Annotated in this window: 15 protein-coding genes; 5 read left to right on the top strand and 10 right to left on the bottom strand. The window is 43.2% G+C overall.

Annotation, left to right across the window (positions count from 1 at the left end):
- The first annotated feature begins 256 nt into the window (after window positions 1–256).
- The 3 genes from R3P39_RS06090 to R3P39_RS06080 are packed head-to-tail and all read left to right on the top strand — an operon-like array spanning window position 257 to window position 4,230.
- Window positions 257–2,161: a GGDEF/EAL domain-containing response regulator gene (locus tag R3P39_RS06090; protein ID WP_336566317.1), complete on the top strand. Its 1,905-nt coding sequence runs from the start codon at window positions 257–259 to the stop codon at window positions 2,159–2,161.
- On the top strand, window positions 2,151–3,272 hold the full coding sequence (locus tag R3P39_RS06085) for a response regulator (protein WP_336566316.1): 1,122 nt from the start codon (window positions 2,151–2,153) through the stop codon (window positions 3,270–3,272). Before R3P39_RS06090 ends, R3P39_RS06085 begins: the two co-directional genes overlap by 11 nt.
- Complete coding sequence (locus R3P39_RS06080; protein ID WP_336566314.1) at window positions 3,244–4,230, top strand: response regulator; 987 nt, start codon at window positions 3,244–3,246, stop codon at window positions 4,228–4,230. Before R3P39_RS06085 ends, R3P39_RS06080 begins: the two co-directional genes overlap by 29 nt.
- A gap of 163 nt (window positions 4,231–4,393) precedes the next feature.
- Here the strand turns inward: R3P39_RS06080 and R3P39_RS06075 are convergent, their stop codons facing one another.
- The 3 genes from R3P39_RS06075 to R3P39_RS06065 are packed head-to-tail and all read right to left on the bottom strand — an operon-like array spanning window position 4,394 to window position 6,493.
- On the bottom strand, window positions 4,394–4,825 hold the full coding sequence (locus tag R3P39_RS06075) for an acyl-CoA thioesterase (RefSeq protein ID WP_336566312.1): 432 nt from the start codon (window positions 4,823–4,825) through the stop codon (window positions 4,394–4,396).
- Window positions 4,822–5,646 carry a M23 family metallopeptidase gene (locus tag R3P39_RS06070; protein WP_336566310.1) on the bottom strand — a complete coding sequence of 275 codons (825 nt, stop codon included), beginning with the start codon at window positions 5,644–5,646 and terminating at the stop codon, window positions 4,822–4,824. The genes R3P39_RS06075 and R3P39_RS06070 overlap by 4 nt, the downstream gene beginning before the upstream one ends.
- Window positions 5,639–6,493 (bottom strand): 6-carboxytetrahydropterin synthase, encoded by an 855-nt coding sequence (locus tag R3P39_RS06065; RefSeq protein ID WP_336566309.1) that lies wholly within the window; start codon window positions 6,491–6,493, stop codon window positions 5,639–5,641. The genes R3P39_RS06070 and R3P39_RS06065 overlap by 8 nt, the downstream gene beginning before the upstream one ends.
- Window positions 6,494–6,733: 240 nt before the next feature.
- On the opposite strand from R3P39_RS06065, the gene fabA reads away from it, so the two are divergent.
- Window positions 6,734–7,249: a 3-hydroxyacyl-[acyl-carrier-protein] dehydratase FabA gene (gene fabA, locus R3P39_RS06060; RefSeq protein ID WP_336566308.1), complete on the top strand. Its 516-nt coding sequence runs from the start codon at window positions 6,734–6,736 to the stop codon at window positions 7,247–7,249.
- Window positions 7,250–7,315: 66 nt separating this feature from the next.
- On the opposite strand, the gene rmf is transcribed toward fabA, so the two are convergent.
- The 7 genes from rmf to lrp form a co-directional block, all read right to left on the bottom strand.
- Window positions 7,316–7,486: a ribosome modulation factor gene (rmf, locus tag R3P39_RS06055; RefSeq protein ID WP_336566307.1), complete on the bottom strand. Its 171-nt coding sequence runs from the start codon at window positions 7,484–7,486 to the stop codon at window positions 7,316–7,318.
- Window positions 7,487–7,945: 459 nt separating this feature from the next.
- The gene (serS, locus tag R3P39_RS06050; RefSeq protein ID WP_336566306.1) at window positions 7,946–9,241 is read right to left on the bottom strand and encodes a serine--tRNA ligase; all 1,296 of its coding nucleotides are present in this window, start codon (window positions 9,239–9,241) and stop codon (window positions 7,946–7,948) included.
- A gap of 7 nt (window positions 9,242–9,248) precedes the next feature.
- A complete protein-coding gene (gene crcB / locus R3P39_RS06045) occupies window positions 9,249–9,629 on the bottom strand; it encodes a fluoride efflux transporter CrcB (RefSeq protein WP_336566305.1) in 381 nt (126 codons plus the stop codon).
- Window positions 9,630–10,970, bottom strand: a complete 1,341-nt coding sequence (locus R3P39_RS06040; RefSeq protein ID WP_336566304.1) for a replication-associated recombination protein A — start codon at window positions 10,968–10,970, stop codon at window positions 9,630–9,632.
- Window positions 10,963–11,601 (bottom strand): outer membrane lipoprotein chaperone LolA, encoded by a 639-nt coding sequence (gene lolA, locus R3P39_RS06035; protein WP_336566303.1) that lies wholly within the window; start codon window positions 11,599–11,601, stop codon window positions 10,963–10,965. The genes R3P39_RS06040 and lolA overlap by 8 nt, the downstream gene beginning before the upstream one ends.
- Entirely contained in the window at window positions 11,601–14,165 is a 2,565-nt protein-coding gene (locus R3P39_RS06030) for a DNA translocase FtsK (RefSeq protein WP_336566301.1), read from the bottom strand. The genes lolA and R3P39_RS06030 overlap by 1 nt, the downstream gene beginning before the upstream one ends.
- 115 nt (window positions 14,166–14,280) lie before the next feature.
- A complete protein-coding gene (lrp, locus tag R3P39_RS06025; protein ID WP_336569250.1) occupies window positions 14,281–14,760 on the bottom strand; it encodes a leucine-responsive transcriptional regulator Lrp in 480 nt (159 codons plus the stop codon).
- A gap of 139 nt (window positions 14,761–14,899) precedes the next feature.
- On the opposite strand from lrp, the gene ald reads away from it, so the two are divergent.
- Window positions 14,900–16,021: an alanine dehydrogenase gene (gene ald, locus R3P39_RS06020; RefSeq protein WP_336566300.1), complete on the top strand. Its 1,122-nt coding sequence runs from the start codon at window positions 14,900–14,902 to the stop codon at window positions 16,019–16,021.
- Window positions 16,022–16,164 lie beyond the last annotated feature (143 nt).

The following is a 16,164-nucleotide window of genomic DNA, read 5'->3' as shown; positions in this document are numbered from 1 at the left end:
CCCTTTTTTATTGCCGCTTACTCCTGCTCGACAGACGTTACACAGACATTTGGCAAACTAAGAATCTCGACTAAACTGAAATGGTAATGGTTGGGGATAAGCTTTTTAAGCATTAATCGCTTACCAACCCTATGAAAAAATTAATTATTCATTTTTCAAATTTGCCTTATTGATTTCGACAACTTAAACCATGGCGGCGTCATTAACTATATTTCGATTGCTATGAACTAAATGTCCATTACTCAACGGAGTAACTATGACCAAGCAGATCATGCTGGTTGATGATGAGTTAGATATACTAAAATCATTAAAACGCACCTTAAAAATAAAAAACTATGATGTCATCACCGTTTCTGATCCCTCTGAGGCGTTAATACTTGCCGAGCAAACGCCACCAAGCGTGGTTATTACCGACTTTAGAATGCCGAAGATAAATGGCCAGCAATTGATTGAGGCGCTAAAAAAAATTGAGCCAAATATTCAGTGTATGGTGTTGAGTGGTCAGGCCGACTACGAAGACATGAAAGCCTTGCTTAATGCCAACAACACCTTTCGATTTATCTCGAAACCATGGAGCAGCGATGAACTATATCAAGCTGTAGAGGATGCGTTAGAAAACCACAAAAAAAATGTCATTAAGCAACAAGTACTGCAAACCAACCCTGCGCCCATTGTTGAAGTGGATGAATCTGGCAATATTATCGACTGTAACCTAGCCTATACCGAGCTTGTTGCAGGCGAAAAACAGCGTGGCAATTTCAATCAACTTTTTATATTTGAACAAGCTGTTGAGCTCAATCACTTTGGCGATAAAAGAGTTGCTACCCTAGCTTCAACCGGGACCTTATGTCAGCTGGAATTGAAACTTATTGCCAATAACTCTTACTTGTTTATTATTAAAACATTAACGCCAGTTGGTAACGAATTTGAGGGATTCTATCGCACTAAGCAACAGTTTTTAGAGACCATAGAATACCGACCCAAATCCGTGGTTATTTGTCTCAAAATTAGAGATTTACTGGTGAAAAACCTAATCGCTAACATGCCCAGCTGGAATGATGGCTTTGCCTCTATGGTTGACCATAACAAACTTAAGCAATACGGTGAATATACATTATTGGAGATTGGCTCTGATCAAGGGGTTTTCTTCCTTAATTCAGTCATTAATGAACTGGCTGTGCACAAATTTCTCGATGCCTTAACCCACTTGATTAGTGTGTTTTTCAACCGCAAAGGTGTCCAGGTTAAGTTTTCGGCTTCCTACACCACAGTCAAAAGTGAAGAAGAATTGTCGACACTTATTGATAACTTAGTGATATACAATCAATTCGTAAGCGAGTCAAAAACTGACTTTTATATGCAGTACTCGCACTCATTGTTATCAGAAAAGCTCAATGAGCATAAAGTGTCTGAAGCGCTGTACAGCGCTGTTGAAAATGATGAATTCTTTTTATTGTTTCAGCCGAAGCTGGATTTAAAAAAGCAATCTATTAGTAGTTGTGAAGCCTTGATCCGCTGGAGTAATGACACCATTGATATGACCTCCCCTGCCTATTTTATTCCCATTGCTGAAAAGGATGGTCATATTATAAAAATAGGTAACTGGGTGTTAGATATGGCATGCAAAACACTGGCAAAATGGCTGCAACAAGACATTGCAGTGACGAAAGTAGCCGTGAATATTTCTGCGCAACAATTGTCTCACCCAGATTTTACCTCAGGCATAAAAACGGTCCTAGAAAAGCACAACATCGAAGCAAAACATATTGAGCTTGAGATAACAGAAAGTGATGTGCTTGAAGACATTCCTCAAGCAAGAGAAAAGTTACTTGAACTCAAATTATTGGGGTTATCCATTGCAGTTGATGACTTTGGTACAGGTTATTCTTCTCTTTCAAATATTGCCAGATTACCAGTCGACATTATCAAAATAGACAGAAGTTTAATCGATGATATAGCTGGGGATAAATCTGCCCGTGACTTGGTACAAAATGTCATTCGCTTAGTTCACGGACTCGGTCTGAAAGTGGTCGCTGAAGGGGTCGAAAACGTTGAACAGTTAGAGGTATTGGATGAACTAGGCTGTGATGAAGTACAAGGTTACCTAATTGGTCGGCCTGTCACAGATGACAAACTGGGGCATTTTGTTTATGAATCCTGAGCCATTAACTATTGCCATTATCGATGACGATGAACTCATGCTGAGATCGTTAGTGCGATATTTTAAGGTTAGTGTACCAGACGCGCAAATTAACACCTATTCATCACCTGTAGAGTTCATTAAAGAGTTAAGTCGCTTCACGCAGTTAGATCTTGTAGTCACAGATTACTTAATGCCAAAGCTAAATGGCTTAGAGTTAATCCAACAAACCAGGCAACATTTTAAAAATACACTAAGTGTCCTTTTAACCGGTGACACCAGCGGACAAATATTAACACCAAGCTCATTAGCAACCACTTTTATCATTGCTAAGCCTTTTAAAAAGTCCGATTTAGACGAAGTGTTAATTGCAGCAGACCGTTTAAGCACACTGAAGTTACCAAAAGAACTGGAATTGGCGTTAATTGATACGTTTATTATTAATGACTTCCCTTTATTGCTTAATAAGCTAGATGATGTTGACTTGGATTTTAAAAAACTCACTAAGCTGCTAGAAAAAGAGCTGGTGATCCAAGCGAAGTTATTTCACCTATGTAATACGGCTTATGTGGGCTTGTCGACCAAAAAGTACTCATTAGAAACGGCGATAAAAACCCTAGGCATTGATCTAATATCCGCGATTATTACCGCCACATGTTTTCAATCCATGGTAACGGCTCATTATACTATCCATGATTGTGAGCAGCGCATAGAAAACAACTTTAAAAAAGTAAAATTGCTCAAAGAAATAGTAAATCACACACCTGCTATGGAAATGAACAAAGAGCAGCTGGTATTTATCGAGTCACTGTTATTTTTAGGGGAGTTGGGTGAAGAAATAGCAAATATATGTGGCTTTAAAGAGATGCAAAACTACGCTGAAAAATTAAAAATAAGTGTTTTTATTGCCACCCACATTGGTTACGAAGCTACTCTAATCAGTACCTTAGGATTAATGTATGACACCTTTTGTGCAGGCCTTCCAGATAACAATGAGTCGATGCGCTTGTTGCTGTTAGTGGACACGGTCGATAATAAACAAGTACACGCCGATATCATTACTACCCATTTTCAAGATTCTCCTGCTTGGATGGAGCATTTTTATGAGCTTAGACAAAACTACTTTGCCTAAACACACTGTGCTCGTTGTCGATGACGAACCCGCTATTTTAAGTACGTTGCGCCGAGTATTGCGTCTGCCTGGTGTCGATGTCGAGTGCTTTGATTCACCACATGATGCACTTAGTTACCTCGAAGAACATACGGTGCAAGTGGTACTGTCAGATTTTAGAATGCCTAAGATGAATGGGGCTGAGTTTTTATCTAGAGCGAAGTCGATTCAACCCGGCATCATTGCCATTGTACTCAGTGGCTATACCGATTCCGATATGTTGATAGCCATGATCAATAACCACACTGCGGATAAGTTTATTTGTAAGCCATGGGAAAATCAGGCACTTATTACCGAGGTTACAGCGGCATTGGATGCATCTAATGCCAACTACTTCAATGACCTAGTGAAAACCAAGTTACAAAGTAACAGTGCACCGCGGATCCTGATTGATGATGAAGGCAACATACTCAAACATAACTTACCTAATCATATTACAACGGCGTTGATCTCACAGTTTGCAGCATGCTTTGCTGGCAATGGCAGCTACACCTCTCCAATAGGCGAGTTACAATGTGAAATTCTTCATAACAGTAGTGATGAAACCTACTTAATAGAAATAAACAAGCAACACTCAGCAGAAAATGAACTCAACATTTTGCAGCTTTTTTCGCAGTTGTTAATTAGCTTTACGATTAATTCAGAGCCCTATTTTTACACCCTTGATAAGACCAGCCTAAATAACAAAGCAGCGATTGAACAAGCAAATTTAGCTACTTTTAGACACATTACCTTGCTTGAATGTATCAGTAGTTATTATGTCTTAGTGCTTGATCCTATCAGTGCAGAGCAATTACCACGTAAAGCGATTGAACTGGAAATACAGATTGAGAAGCAATGTGCAACGGCCCTATCTGACTCCCTTCATTTTGAGCCTTTCAAACTAAATCAGTTTATAAAAAGAAACGCCCTCTTTTGACAATTTTCTGAAATTTTGCACTAGGTTAAATGATAACAACATATAGTATGATGTGTTCTTTATTGGTAAAGAATAAAGGAGCAAACAGCTCCTCTATAAATCTATGTGACTCTTACGTGGCAATGGCTTAAAAGCACACCAACATAAGTAAATTCAGTTAGAATTACTTAAAGCCATTTAGCATATTTTCGCACACCACCGGCGTTGGTCTGTGGTTATCATCAACCGCAACAAAAGTGAAGCTGCCGGTAATCGCTAAATGTTTATCGTCTTTATGCATGCGCTCTAGGTAAATCGCTACATCCACTTTTAGACTGGTATTACCGACATGAACCACTTTAGAGACTAGCTCTGCAAAAGTGCCTGCTGGGATAGCTTCTTTAAAATCAACTCGGTCTGATGAAATCGTTACCAAGGGCTTACGACAAAAACGCGTGGCGGCAATAAACGCTACTTCGTCCATCCAAGCTAAGGCATCACCACCAAATAAGGTGTTGTGATGATTCGTTCGACCAGGGAACACGGTTTTAGTAACGTGTGTAATCGAGTCTTGAATTCGTTGCTCTACAATGGCTTGTATTTGTTCGTCTGTCATTTCTTTACTGCTTTATCCGCTAATGTATCAATCATAAGTAAGGCTGGGTCTAAACGCTCCCCAAACCAGTTAAAGCGCCAATCAAGATGCGGACCGGTTACCCGCCCTGTGGCTCCAATTTCGGCAATTTTATCACCAGTGGTCACCAAGTCACCTAATGCCACCGTAATTTTACTCAGGTGGATATAAGTGGATGTAATGCCATGGCCGTGATCGAGGATTAAGGTGCCACCACTGTAATAAAGGTCGTTATCGGCAAATACGACTTTGCCAGATAATGGCGCTAACACTGGTTCACCGGTTTTATTTGCAATATCTAAACCAAAATGCGGACGTCTAGGTTCGCCATTAAAGTAGCGCTGGCTACCATATACACCCGAAATGCGACCCACTGCAGGGCGATAAACCGGTTCCTTAAAAAATAGAAAATCGGAATTGTGTTGTCGCGCTTTCGACACCGCTTGAGCTTCCGTTCTTATCCGTTGCAGCACCGCTTTAGGGGGTGAAACGTACTTTTTAGCCACCCCAGTTATTTTGTCAATGTCATATTGGCGCTTGGTGATCACTATGTCTTTGCTGCTATGCTCGCCATTTTTATTTTTCCAACTTAAAGTATGGGTAAGCTTGGCATCACGGCCAAAACCAAAAACAAAATCTCCCTGCTCTGACAGTTTTAACGGCTTGTCATTAAAATGCACAGCAGTAGCGTTTGGTAACTGGCCCATCACTAAGCCGCCTTGGGTTAAATTGCCTTTAAGCTCAAGCGCGAGAGAACAAAAAGACAGGCTAACAAGTAGCGTTGCAGTTAATGTTTTAAGCATAAGCAATGGCTCCTTTCCCCACCCCTTCATACGCTTTTACGGTCACTTTGTCGTTCGGGTGTGATAGTTTGATTTGCCCTGCCAAATACTCAGCAATGCATTCTACGGTCGTATCACACGGCAGAATATCACAGCGTGACTGGCTTATTGCTAACTCAAAATAACCCTGCGATGAAGTATAGGCAAAGCAATGGTCGTCTGTGTTCGCGGCTACGTATTTAAGCTGGTCTTGTGAGATAAGATCTTCTTCGCTGCCCAAATAGATATCTTGCCACTTGTCCGCCCACTGCTTTTGAAGCCGAGGCATACTGATGTCATTCAACTTAATGCCGATTAAAGAGCGGTGACCATGAATAATTCGTTGGCAATTGCCATCGTGTTTTTTCAAGCCATGGCTATAGTGATAATAAAAACCATTGGCTTGCTCTGGCCGCAGCGTAATATCAACGTCTTTCACATTGCTTGGCATCTTGGTCATGATTTGCGATTTCAGATAAGCAATCACAGTTTGGGTTGTTATTTCTGACCCTTCAATAACACACACAGCTTGCTCAGGTGCACTCATGGCAATGTGGGTCTGTTGTTGCTGATAGTCAAAACTAAAACGCCCTGCTTGCTGTTCACTTTGACAGGCCATTTCACTTGGAATAGCCAGTTTATGATCTAGCGTTTCATCAATGATGTGCTTTATCTGTTTTTTTACTTTTGCAAAATCCAACACCATGGACTCATCATTTAAATCGCCATGAAGTTCAATATCAGTGATCCAGCTTTCCCCTACCGCACCACGGCGTGGACAAAGATAAGAAAAGTCAATTACGGTTAACGCGTCAACAAAAAGGATCATAGATTACCTAACTTAGCCTGCTAAAAAACAATGCCGATTATAAAGTTTTTCACGCTATAAATCGCCCCTAAGTGGTACTGATTTGCATTTAATTTCGGGAAATCTTTGAATTTTAATTAATTCGACATATCTTTAGCCCATGGTTTACATTTAACCGAGCAGTTTTTAACTGTTCGGAGTTGTTTAGCGTACATCTGTACGCTAAAGTAGCGTCAATTTGCAAGCTAAGAAGAAGAGTTTATGGAACCGAAGAACAGCTATACAAAAGAAGAACTTATTCAGTGTGGTCGTGGAGAAATGTTTGGTGAAGGCAATTGCCGCCTACCGAGCGACAATATGTTAATGATGGACCGCATAGTAGAAATCAATGACAACGGTGGCGAACACGGCAAAGGCCAAATGATAGCTGAGCTCGATATTAACCCTGACCTGTGGTTCTTTGACTGTCACTTTAAAGGCGATCCTGTTATGCCAGGCTGTCTAGGTTTAGATGCTATGTGGCAGCTAGTTGGTTTCTTTTTAGGTTGGTCTGGTGGCCCAGGACTTGGTCGTGCATTAGGCGTTGGTGAAGTGAAATTCACCGGACAAATACTACCAACAGCGAAAAAAGTCACTTATCGCATCGACATGAAACGAGTGATCAAGCGTAAACTATTTATGGGCTTAGCCGATGGTACGGTTGAGGTGGATGGTCGAGTAATTTATGAAGCGAAAGACTTAAAAGTTGGCCTGTTCCAAGATACTAGCGCCTTTTAATTAATACGTTTTTCTTTATAAAACAACAAAGCCCCTAACTGGGGCTTTGCTCTCCTAAATTCGCTATTATGTTTTAAAAACGTTGCGATTATCCATGGCTTCTCGCCATCCGCCTAACCATTCTGATCTGTGTTCTAACTGTTGATAGGGACAATTTTCTTTTGACCGTCCGGCTAATCCTGCCTTAAAACCTTGTGAATGTGCTCTTTCTAAACGGTCTCTCTTCTGTCTCTTCATAGGTAATATCCTCACCTTTTTCTCGATCAGCATTAGTGTAACTAACACGTTGGATTCACTGAGCGAGCCTGAACATGTGCGTCAGCCACTCGCCCTTGCGTCGTTTACTTCGGTTTATTGAGAAAAGTTAAACACCAGCGGTAATTGCACTTAACGTGTACCCGCTTTCCTATGAGATTTGGCCAAACCCATACCTTCAATAAATCACATCTCCTTGAGTCATGCAACGATCAAAAATGTAATTCTTAAATGCAAAGAATCCCAGAACAAAATTTATTTAATGTATTGGCTATAAGCAGAATAACTGATTTGAGTTTTAACTAAGAAGTGTATTGAAACGAGTTTAGAAGCTGTAAAAAAACATTCATCATTTAGTCATAAAAAGAGGCTGGATTAATCCAACCTCTTTTCAATAACTTGCATTTTATTGTGCTAACAAAGGCGAAAACAGCAAAGCAATTAGCTTGCTTTGATTGTCTCGATACCACCCATATACGGTTTTAATGCGTCAGGCACAACAATTGAACCATCTTGTTGCTGATAGTTCTCTAAAATGGCCACCAAGGTTCTGCCAACAGCAAGACCTGAGCCATTTAATGTGTGTAACAACTCTGGCTTTTTCTCGCCAGCACGGCGGAATCGAGCTTGCATACGGCGCGCTTGGAAATCCCACATGTTAGAGCAAGAAGAGATTTCGCGGTAGGTGTCCTGCGCCGGTAGCCACACTTCAAGATCGTAGGTTTTGGTTGCGCCAAAACCCATATCGCCGGTACACAAAACGACTTTGCGATACGGTAAATCTAATGCTTGTAAGATCTGTTCAGCATGGCCTGTCAGCTCGTCAAGCGCTGCCATTGAATCTTCTGGCTTTACTAACTGCACAAGCTCGACTTTATCAAATTGGTGCTGACGGATTAAGCCACGGGTGTCGCGACCGTAGCTGCCGGCCTCACTTCTAAAACAAGGAGTATGAGCGGTCATTTTTAATGGCAGCTCTTTTTCATCAAAAATCATGTCGCGTGCACAGTTAGTCAGCGGCACTTCAGCAGTCGGAATTAAGCTAAAGCCATCTTGGTCCTCTGACAACGCCTCAGTATGAAAAAGGTCTTCAGCAAACTTGGGTAATTGCCCGGTGCCATACAAGCTGGCTTTGTTGACCAAGTACGGCACATACATCTCAGTGTAGCCGTTTTTCTCAGTGTGGGTGTCTAACATAAACTGCACCAACGCACGGTGCATTCTAGCTATACCACCGCGCATTACGGTAAAGCGCGAGCCGCTTAATTTCACCCCAGTTTCAAAATCCAAGCCTTTATCTAAAGCCTCGCCAAGATCAACATGATCTTTGACTTCAAAATCAAACTGCTTGGGTTCGCCCCAAGTGCTAACTTCAACATTTTGCGCTTCGTCTTCCCCTTCAGGTACGTCTTCAGCCGGTAAGTTAGGTAAAGTCAACGCATAGTCATTCAACTCAGCAAGCACCTTGTCTTGCTCTTCTTTAGCCACACTCAATTGGTCGCCAAGGTTCGCAACGGCATCCAATAAAGGCTGAACATCCTCACCCTTGGCTTTCGCTTGGCCAATCGCTTTCGACGAGCTGTTGCGCTCACTTTGCAGTTCCTGAGTTCTTGTTTGTAGCGCTTTGCGCTTTTCTTCTAATTCAGTGATCTTAGCAACATCGAGTTCAAAGCCACGCTTTTTAAGGCGTGCTGCAGCTTCTTCGATGTCTTGACGAAAAAATTTAGAATCTAACATTGTTTAATTAACCTTTTTGCATGATGAGGCAGAGACCAACCCAGGCCATAAAGATACACGTCACCACATTGAGTGTGACGTTAAACGCCATTTTCATATAATGCCCTTGTTGCAACAACAACAAAGAATCCATTGAGAATGTTGAAAAAGTGGTCAGCGCACCTAAAAAGCCAATACCAACAAGGGTTTTGGCCGGTGTCACTGCAATTATTTCTTTTTCAATTAAACCGTAAAGCACACCCATCAATAATGAACCCAGAATATTAACGATCAACGTGCCAAAAGGGAATCCCTTACCTAAGAGTTTTATCGCCATATCGCCGATAAAGTAACGTAACATGGCGCCAATGGCACCTCCTAGGGCCACACTGAGGTAATTTATCACCATTCAGTCATACCTCTTGTGCTTGCTTTGCTGATTAAGGGTGGCTAAATAATTTAACTTTTCGCCAAGCTGCTTTTCTAAACCACGATCACTTGGGAAATAGTACTGTCTTTGTTTAATTTGCTCGGGAAAATAATTTTCACCGGCGGCAAACGCACCGGCTTCATTATGAGCGTAACGATAGCCGTCGCCATAACCTAATTCTTTCATTAATTTGGTTGGTGCATTGCGTAAATGTTCAGGTACTGGGTAGTTGGGGTCTTCCATGGCGTCTTTTTTAGCCTGATTAAAGGCCATGTACACGGCATTACTTTTTGCCGCACTGGCTAAGTAAATCGTTGCCTGAGCAATGGCACGTTCGCCCTCACTTGGACCCACCCGTTGGTAAATATCCCACGCATTTAACGCCACTTGCATAGCCCGAGGATCGGCATTGCCAATGTCTTCTGTGGCAATGGCCAGTAACCTCCTAGCCACATACAGCGGGTCGCCACCGCCGGCAATTATTTTACAATACCAATACAAGGCGGCATTCGGGTCACTACCGCGCACCGATTTATGAAATGCAGAGATCAAGTCATAAAATAAATCGCCCTTATTGTCATAACTGGCAAGCTGGCTGGGCAACACTTGTTGCAATACTTGCTCATTTATAACGTGGCGGTTGCTGTCAGCGTCAAAGCTTAAATCCACAGCCTGCTCTAGTAAGTTTAACGACTTTCTGGCATCGCCATCGGCCGCTTTTGCCAACAAGCTAATGGCTTCTGTGGAGATTTCAATGGCCAATTCGCTGAGCTGCTTGTCTCGTTTTAGGGCATCCCTTAACACCAACTCAAGCTCATGCTGCTGTAACGGTTTAAGGGTATAAACCCGTGTGCGAGATAAAATGGCGTTATTCAGTGCAAACGAGGGGTTCTCTGTTGTTGCACCAATAAAAATAAATGTTCCGTCTTCAATATGAGGTAAAAATGCGTCTTGTTGTGACTTATTAAAGCGATGCACTTCATCGACAAGCAACAAAGTGCGCCTTTGTTGTTGTGCAAGCCTATTCTTAGCATCTAACACCGCTTCACGCACTTCTTTAATGCCAGCACTGACTGCCGAGAGCTTAATCAGCTCAGCATCGCCATAATGGGCAATAAGCTCAGCAAGGGTGGTTTTGCCAACGCCTGGTGGGCCCCACACAATCAAGCTGTGACAACGACCGCTTGCAATGGCACGGTAAAGCACTGAATCTGGAGCCAGTATGTGGCTTTGGCCAATGTAGTGCTGTAATGAGGTTGGCCGCATTCTTGCGGCCAACGGTCTAACATCTGGTGAAAAATCAAACCCCAAACTAGTCACTGTTACGCTGGTCGTCTACGACCACTCCATCCGGTACAGTAAACTCAAACACACTGTCTTCGACGGGCAGGTTGACTTTGCTGTTATGGAACTCAAAAGTAGACACCTGACCAGAAATATCGTGCACTTGCAATTGTGATAATCCTTGGTTGTTTGCTGCGAATTCTAAAGTGAGTAATTCCACTTGTGAGTCCACTTTATTTTTTGGTGCAATAAGGTATTTACCGTCATTTTGCTCAACCTCATACTTTTGCCACTGCGCCGCAGCTTGGGTAGTCAGTAACACAAATGGTGTAGTATCAATTAGCTTAACGGTATCGAGAAGCGTCACCTGCTCAGCAAAGGAATCGTAATAATACGTGGTGTTACCACTGGCAATAAACAAAGTTTCATCCGGCATAGATTGTTGCCAGCGGATCTTTAACGGTTGCGCTAACGTGATATTGCCCTCGCCACGTTGTAGCTCATTGCCTTGTTGATCCATTACCTGTTGCGAGAATTGCCCTTGGAACGTTTCCAGGCCTGCTAGTTTGTCTTTTAATTGTTGCAAGTCTTCAGGGCTTGCTGCGCTTTGCGCAGCGACCGAGCCAAACAACATGGCTAAAACAGAATACGTAATCAATTTCTTCATTAGTTGGCTCCACCTTTAACTAATACTTCTCGTGCGCCATTATGACCAGGAGCACTCACAACTCCTGACATTTCCATTTGTTCCACCAGTCGTGCTGCACGGTTGTAGCCCACTCGTAGCTTACGTTGCACACTGGATACCGACACTTTGCCAGATTCGATAACAAATGCCACCGCCTCATCATAAAGCGGATCGGACTCATCATCGCTTCCCTCCGAGGCTTCACCTGGCAACAAAATATCTTCTGTGGCCTCACCACAGAGAATTTCTTCTATGTAGTTTGGCTTGCCTCTGGCTTTCCAATCGCTAACCACAGCGTGAACCTCATGGTCATCAACAAATGCACCGTGAACCCGCACTGGTACACTGGTGCCGGGTGGTAAATAAAGCATGTCACCCATACCTAATAGGTTTTCCGCGCCTTGTTGGTCTAAAATAGTTCGCGAGTCAATCTTGCTCGATACTTGGAACGCCATACGGGTTGGGATATTGGCTTTAATCAGACCGGTGATCACATCCACAGAGGGTCTTTGTGTAGCCAGAACCAAGTGAATGCCGGCTGCCCTCGCCTTCTGTGCGATCCGAGCAATCAGCTCTTCTACCTTTTTACCAACAATCATCATCATGTCAGCAAATTCGTCAATCACCACCACAATGCTTGGCAACTTATCCAATTCTTGTGGTTCTTCCGCCATGCCATCGGTATCTTTAAATAGCGGATCTAAAATTGGATGGCCTGCCTCTTTGGCTTCTTTAATTTTTTGGTTATAGCCCTTTAGGTTTCGTACACCCAGTGCCGACATCAATTTGTAGCGGCGTTCCATTTCGCCAACACACCAGCGCAGGGCATTAGCCGCCTCTTTCATGTCGGTGACCACTTCACAAAGCAAATGCGGAATGCCTTCATATACCGACAATTCCAGCATTTTAGGGTCAATCATGATCATCCGTACATCTTCTGGCGGTGACTTGTAAAGTAAGCTTAATATCATCACATTAACGCCAACTGACTTACCTGAACCTGTGGTACCAGCCACCAGCAGGTGCGGCATTTTGGCCAAATCGGCCACCACCGCTTGGCCGGCGATGTCTTTACCGAGAACCATGGTCAGTGGCGATGGGTTTTGTTCAAACTTGGGGGCATTCATGACTTCTGATAAACGCACAATCTCACGATGTTTATTAGGCAGCTCGAGACCAACATAGGTCTTACCAGGGATCACCTCCACCACGCGCACACTGACCGCCGAAAGTGACCGCGCTAGATCTTTTGACAGTCCGGTAATTTTTGCCACCTTAATACCGGGTGCAAGATCGAGTTCGAAGCGAGTAACCACTGGGCCGGGGTACACCCCCACCACTTTTGCTTGCACATTAAAGTCCAGCAACTTGGTTTCAACCAAGCGCGAAACCTGCTCCAGCTCTTCTTCCGATATTGGATTTTTTGCTTTATCAGGACGGTCTAGCAAGTCCAAAGAAGGCAATGGATCGCTGGGGGGTTTGGCCTCTAACATGGCCTCAAATTGTTCTTTAGCACTGGGCGGTGGCTGGTAACCTGCTTTGGGCTTCTCTTCGCCTTTGGCTTTTAATGGTCTTGCCGGTGATACCACTTTGGTCTCGTGCACTGGTGCTTCATCTAACGCATTCAGTGCCGCAACGGTATCCAGAGGTTCATCATCAATGGCAGAAAAATTAATTTCTTGTTCTAGAATGTCATCCAATTCATCAAATGGTGTTGCGGCTTGCTCAGTGTGCTCTGGACTTGTGGCAACCTCAGGCTGTGACGAGGGCTGCTCTTTTTTGAACAGCTTATCTTTAAGCTTACTGATGTTTGCTTTTTTCTCAGCCGGCTGTGCGTCGTCTTCTGCAGCTAGAGGCTGCTGCGGCAAGTTCAGTTCAGGCTCCATTTCTACTGACTCAGAAACTGCTGGTTCATCTGTAGCATGTAGTGGCAAACTTACATCGGCTTGCTGCTCTTTAACGGCAGAGAACTTGGCTATCAGCCATTTAACCCCAGCGACCACCTTTTCACCAAGGTAATCAACAAATTCAACCCAAGAAACACCGGTTAGCAGGGTTAGACCTGCAAAAAAGAAGCACAGTAATAAAATGGAAGTACCAGTGAAGTTAAAGGCAGGCATCATCGCGCTTGCCACAACACTACCGACAACCCCACCGGAGGCAAAGTTATAAATATCATCGAAATTAATATCACTAATGGCGCTGGCCGAGGTGATAAATAAGGTCGCGCCAATTAACCTAAGGCCTAAGGTGGTGTAATCAAGTTGCAGTAGTTTGTGTGGCTTTTTAAATAGTAAATACCCTAAAAACTGCAACGCAGCCGGGATTAAAAAAGCTAACCAACCAAAACTTAACAATAATATATCAGCCAGCCAGGCCCCTGCAGCGCCGGTTATATTGTTGACTTTTACGTATTCACCCGATTGCGTCCAAGCAGGATCCGCAGGGTCGAAACTTATCAACGCACACAACATAAATATAGCCGCCGCCGTGCTTACAATCAGACCTGTTTCTAATAGCCGTTGCACACCATTTAAGCGCATTGTAATTAAACCTTTTATCCGTTTTTTATTTGAGCTAGTTTTGCCCAAAACCTCAGCAAATTAGTGATTTGCGTTCGTTTTGCTGTATATAACTACAACCTTACCAAGAAATCCCTCAAGGTGCACAAGGTTTTATTACCTCGCCCTCTTCGCCCTTCACTTCTTCCATAACCACAAAGGTACGACTTTCACTAATATTTGGGAGTTTTAATAGGATGTCGCCTAGCACAGCACGGTATTCAGACATATCGGTTACCCGCGCTGTGAGTAAATAGTCAAAATTACCTGAGACCAAGTGACACTCGATGATTTCATCGTGTTGCTTTACTGCTTGGTTGAATTTATCAAACACATCGGGAGAGTTTTTGTTCACCGTCACTTCCACAAACACCAAAAGTCCTTGGCCCAGTTTAGCAGGATCGACTACCGCTTTATAACCGCGAATAAAACCTTCACGTTCGAGTTTTTTAACCCGCTCAAGGCAAGGCGTGGCGCTTAAGCCAATGCGTTTTGCTAATTCAACATTGGAAATTCGACCATCTTTTTGCAGTTCGACTAAAATCTTTCTATCTATTCTGTCTAATTGTTGGTGCATAAGCCAGTTTACCATTCTAAATTTATTCTTATTTTAGTTTATTACACTGGCTAACACCAGCAATACAGTGAGACATACTGGCTAGTGGTAAATATAATAGTCAAAAATTTTATCCCGTTCTTAAATTGAGGCGAATATTATGATTATTGGTGTACCTAAAGAAATTAAAAACCATGAATACCGTGTAGGTATGGTACCTGCGAGCGTTCGTGAACTAATTAATCACGGCCACGAAGTAGTGGTAGAAACAAATGCGGGTATTGGCATTGGTTTTACCGATGAAGATTACATCCAAGTAGGTGCTAAGGTACTAGACACAGCGGCAGACGTATTCGCAACTGCGGAAATGATCGTTAAAGTTAAAGAGCCTCAAGCAGTTGAACGTGCTATGTTACGTGAAGGTCAGATCCTATTCACTTACCTTCACCTTGCACCGGATTTACCACAAACTGATGACCTAGTAAAAAGCGGCGCAATTGCCATTGCCTATGAAACCGTAACGGATGCTCGTGGCGGTCTTCCTCTACTTGCGCCTATGTCTGAAGTTGCTGGCCGTATGTCTATTCAAGCAGGCGCTCAAGCACTTGAAAAGTCACGTCATGGTCGTGGCATGCTATTAGGTGGTGTGCCTGGTGTTGAGCCAGCTAAAGTGGTCGTTATTGGTGGCGGCATGGTTGGTCGTAACGCAGCGCAAATGGCAGTAGGCCTAGGCGCAGACGTGACGATTCTTGACCGTAACGTTGACGTTCTACGTTCACTAAACGCGCAATTTGGTAGCCAAGCAAAAGTAATTTACTCAACTGCTGATGCCCTTGAAAAGCACGTGTTAGAAGCCGATCTAGTTATTGGTGGCGTACTCATCCCTGGTGCTGCAGCGCCTAAGTTGGTTACCGCTGAACACATCGCAGCAATGAAACCGGGTGCAGCGATTGTTGACGTTGCTATCGACCAAGGTGGTTGTATTGCCACTTCAAAAGCAACGACTCATGACGAACCAACTTACATTGTTGATGAAGTGGTTCACTACTGTGTTGCTAACATGCCAGGTGCCGTACCACGTACGTCTACGTTCGCATTAAATAACGCTACACTACCTTACATCATCAAGCTGGCTAACTTAGGCTATAAAGAAGCATTGCTTTCTGACAAGCACTTCATGGATGGTCTAAACGTATTGAAAGGCCAGATCACCTGTAAAGAAGTGGCGGAAGGTTTTGATATGGAATTTGTAGACCCACGCGTAGCACTCGAAAACGCGTAATCTGCAAACTCAACAAAGTATTCAAAGGGGGTCAACAGACCCCTTTTTTTATTGTCTAAACGCCTATCTTCTTTTCTCCTTTGTTATTTTAAGTCTTCGTGCTGCTGAGGGCATCTCAACGGATCCGCCACTCTGCGATAGAA

This window comes from Pseudoalteromonas sp. UG3-2 (assembly GCF_037120705.1).
In the GTDB taxonomy this organism is placed as follows: Bacteria; Pseudomonadota; Gammaproteobacteria; order Enterobacterales; family Alteromonadaceae; genus Pseudoalteromonas.
This window is presented reverse-complemented; position numbering and strand designations above follow the sequence as displayed.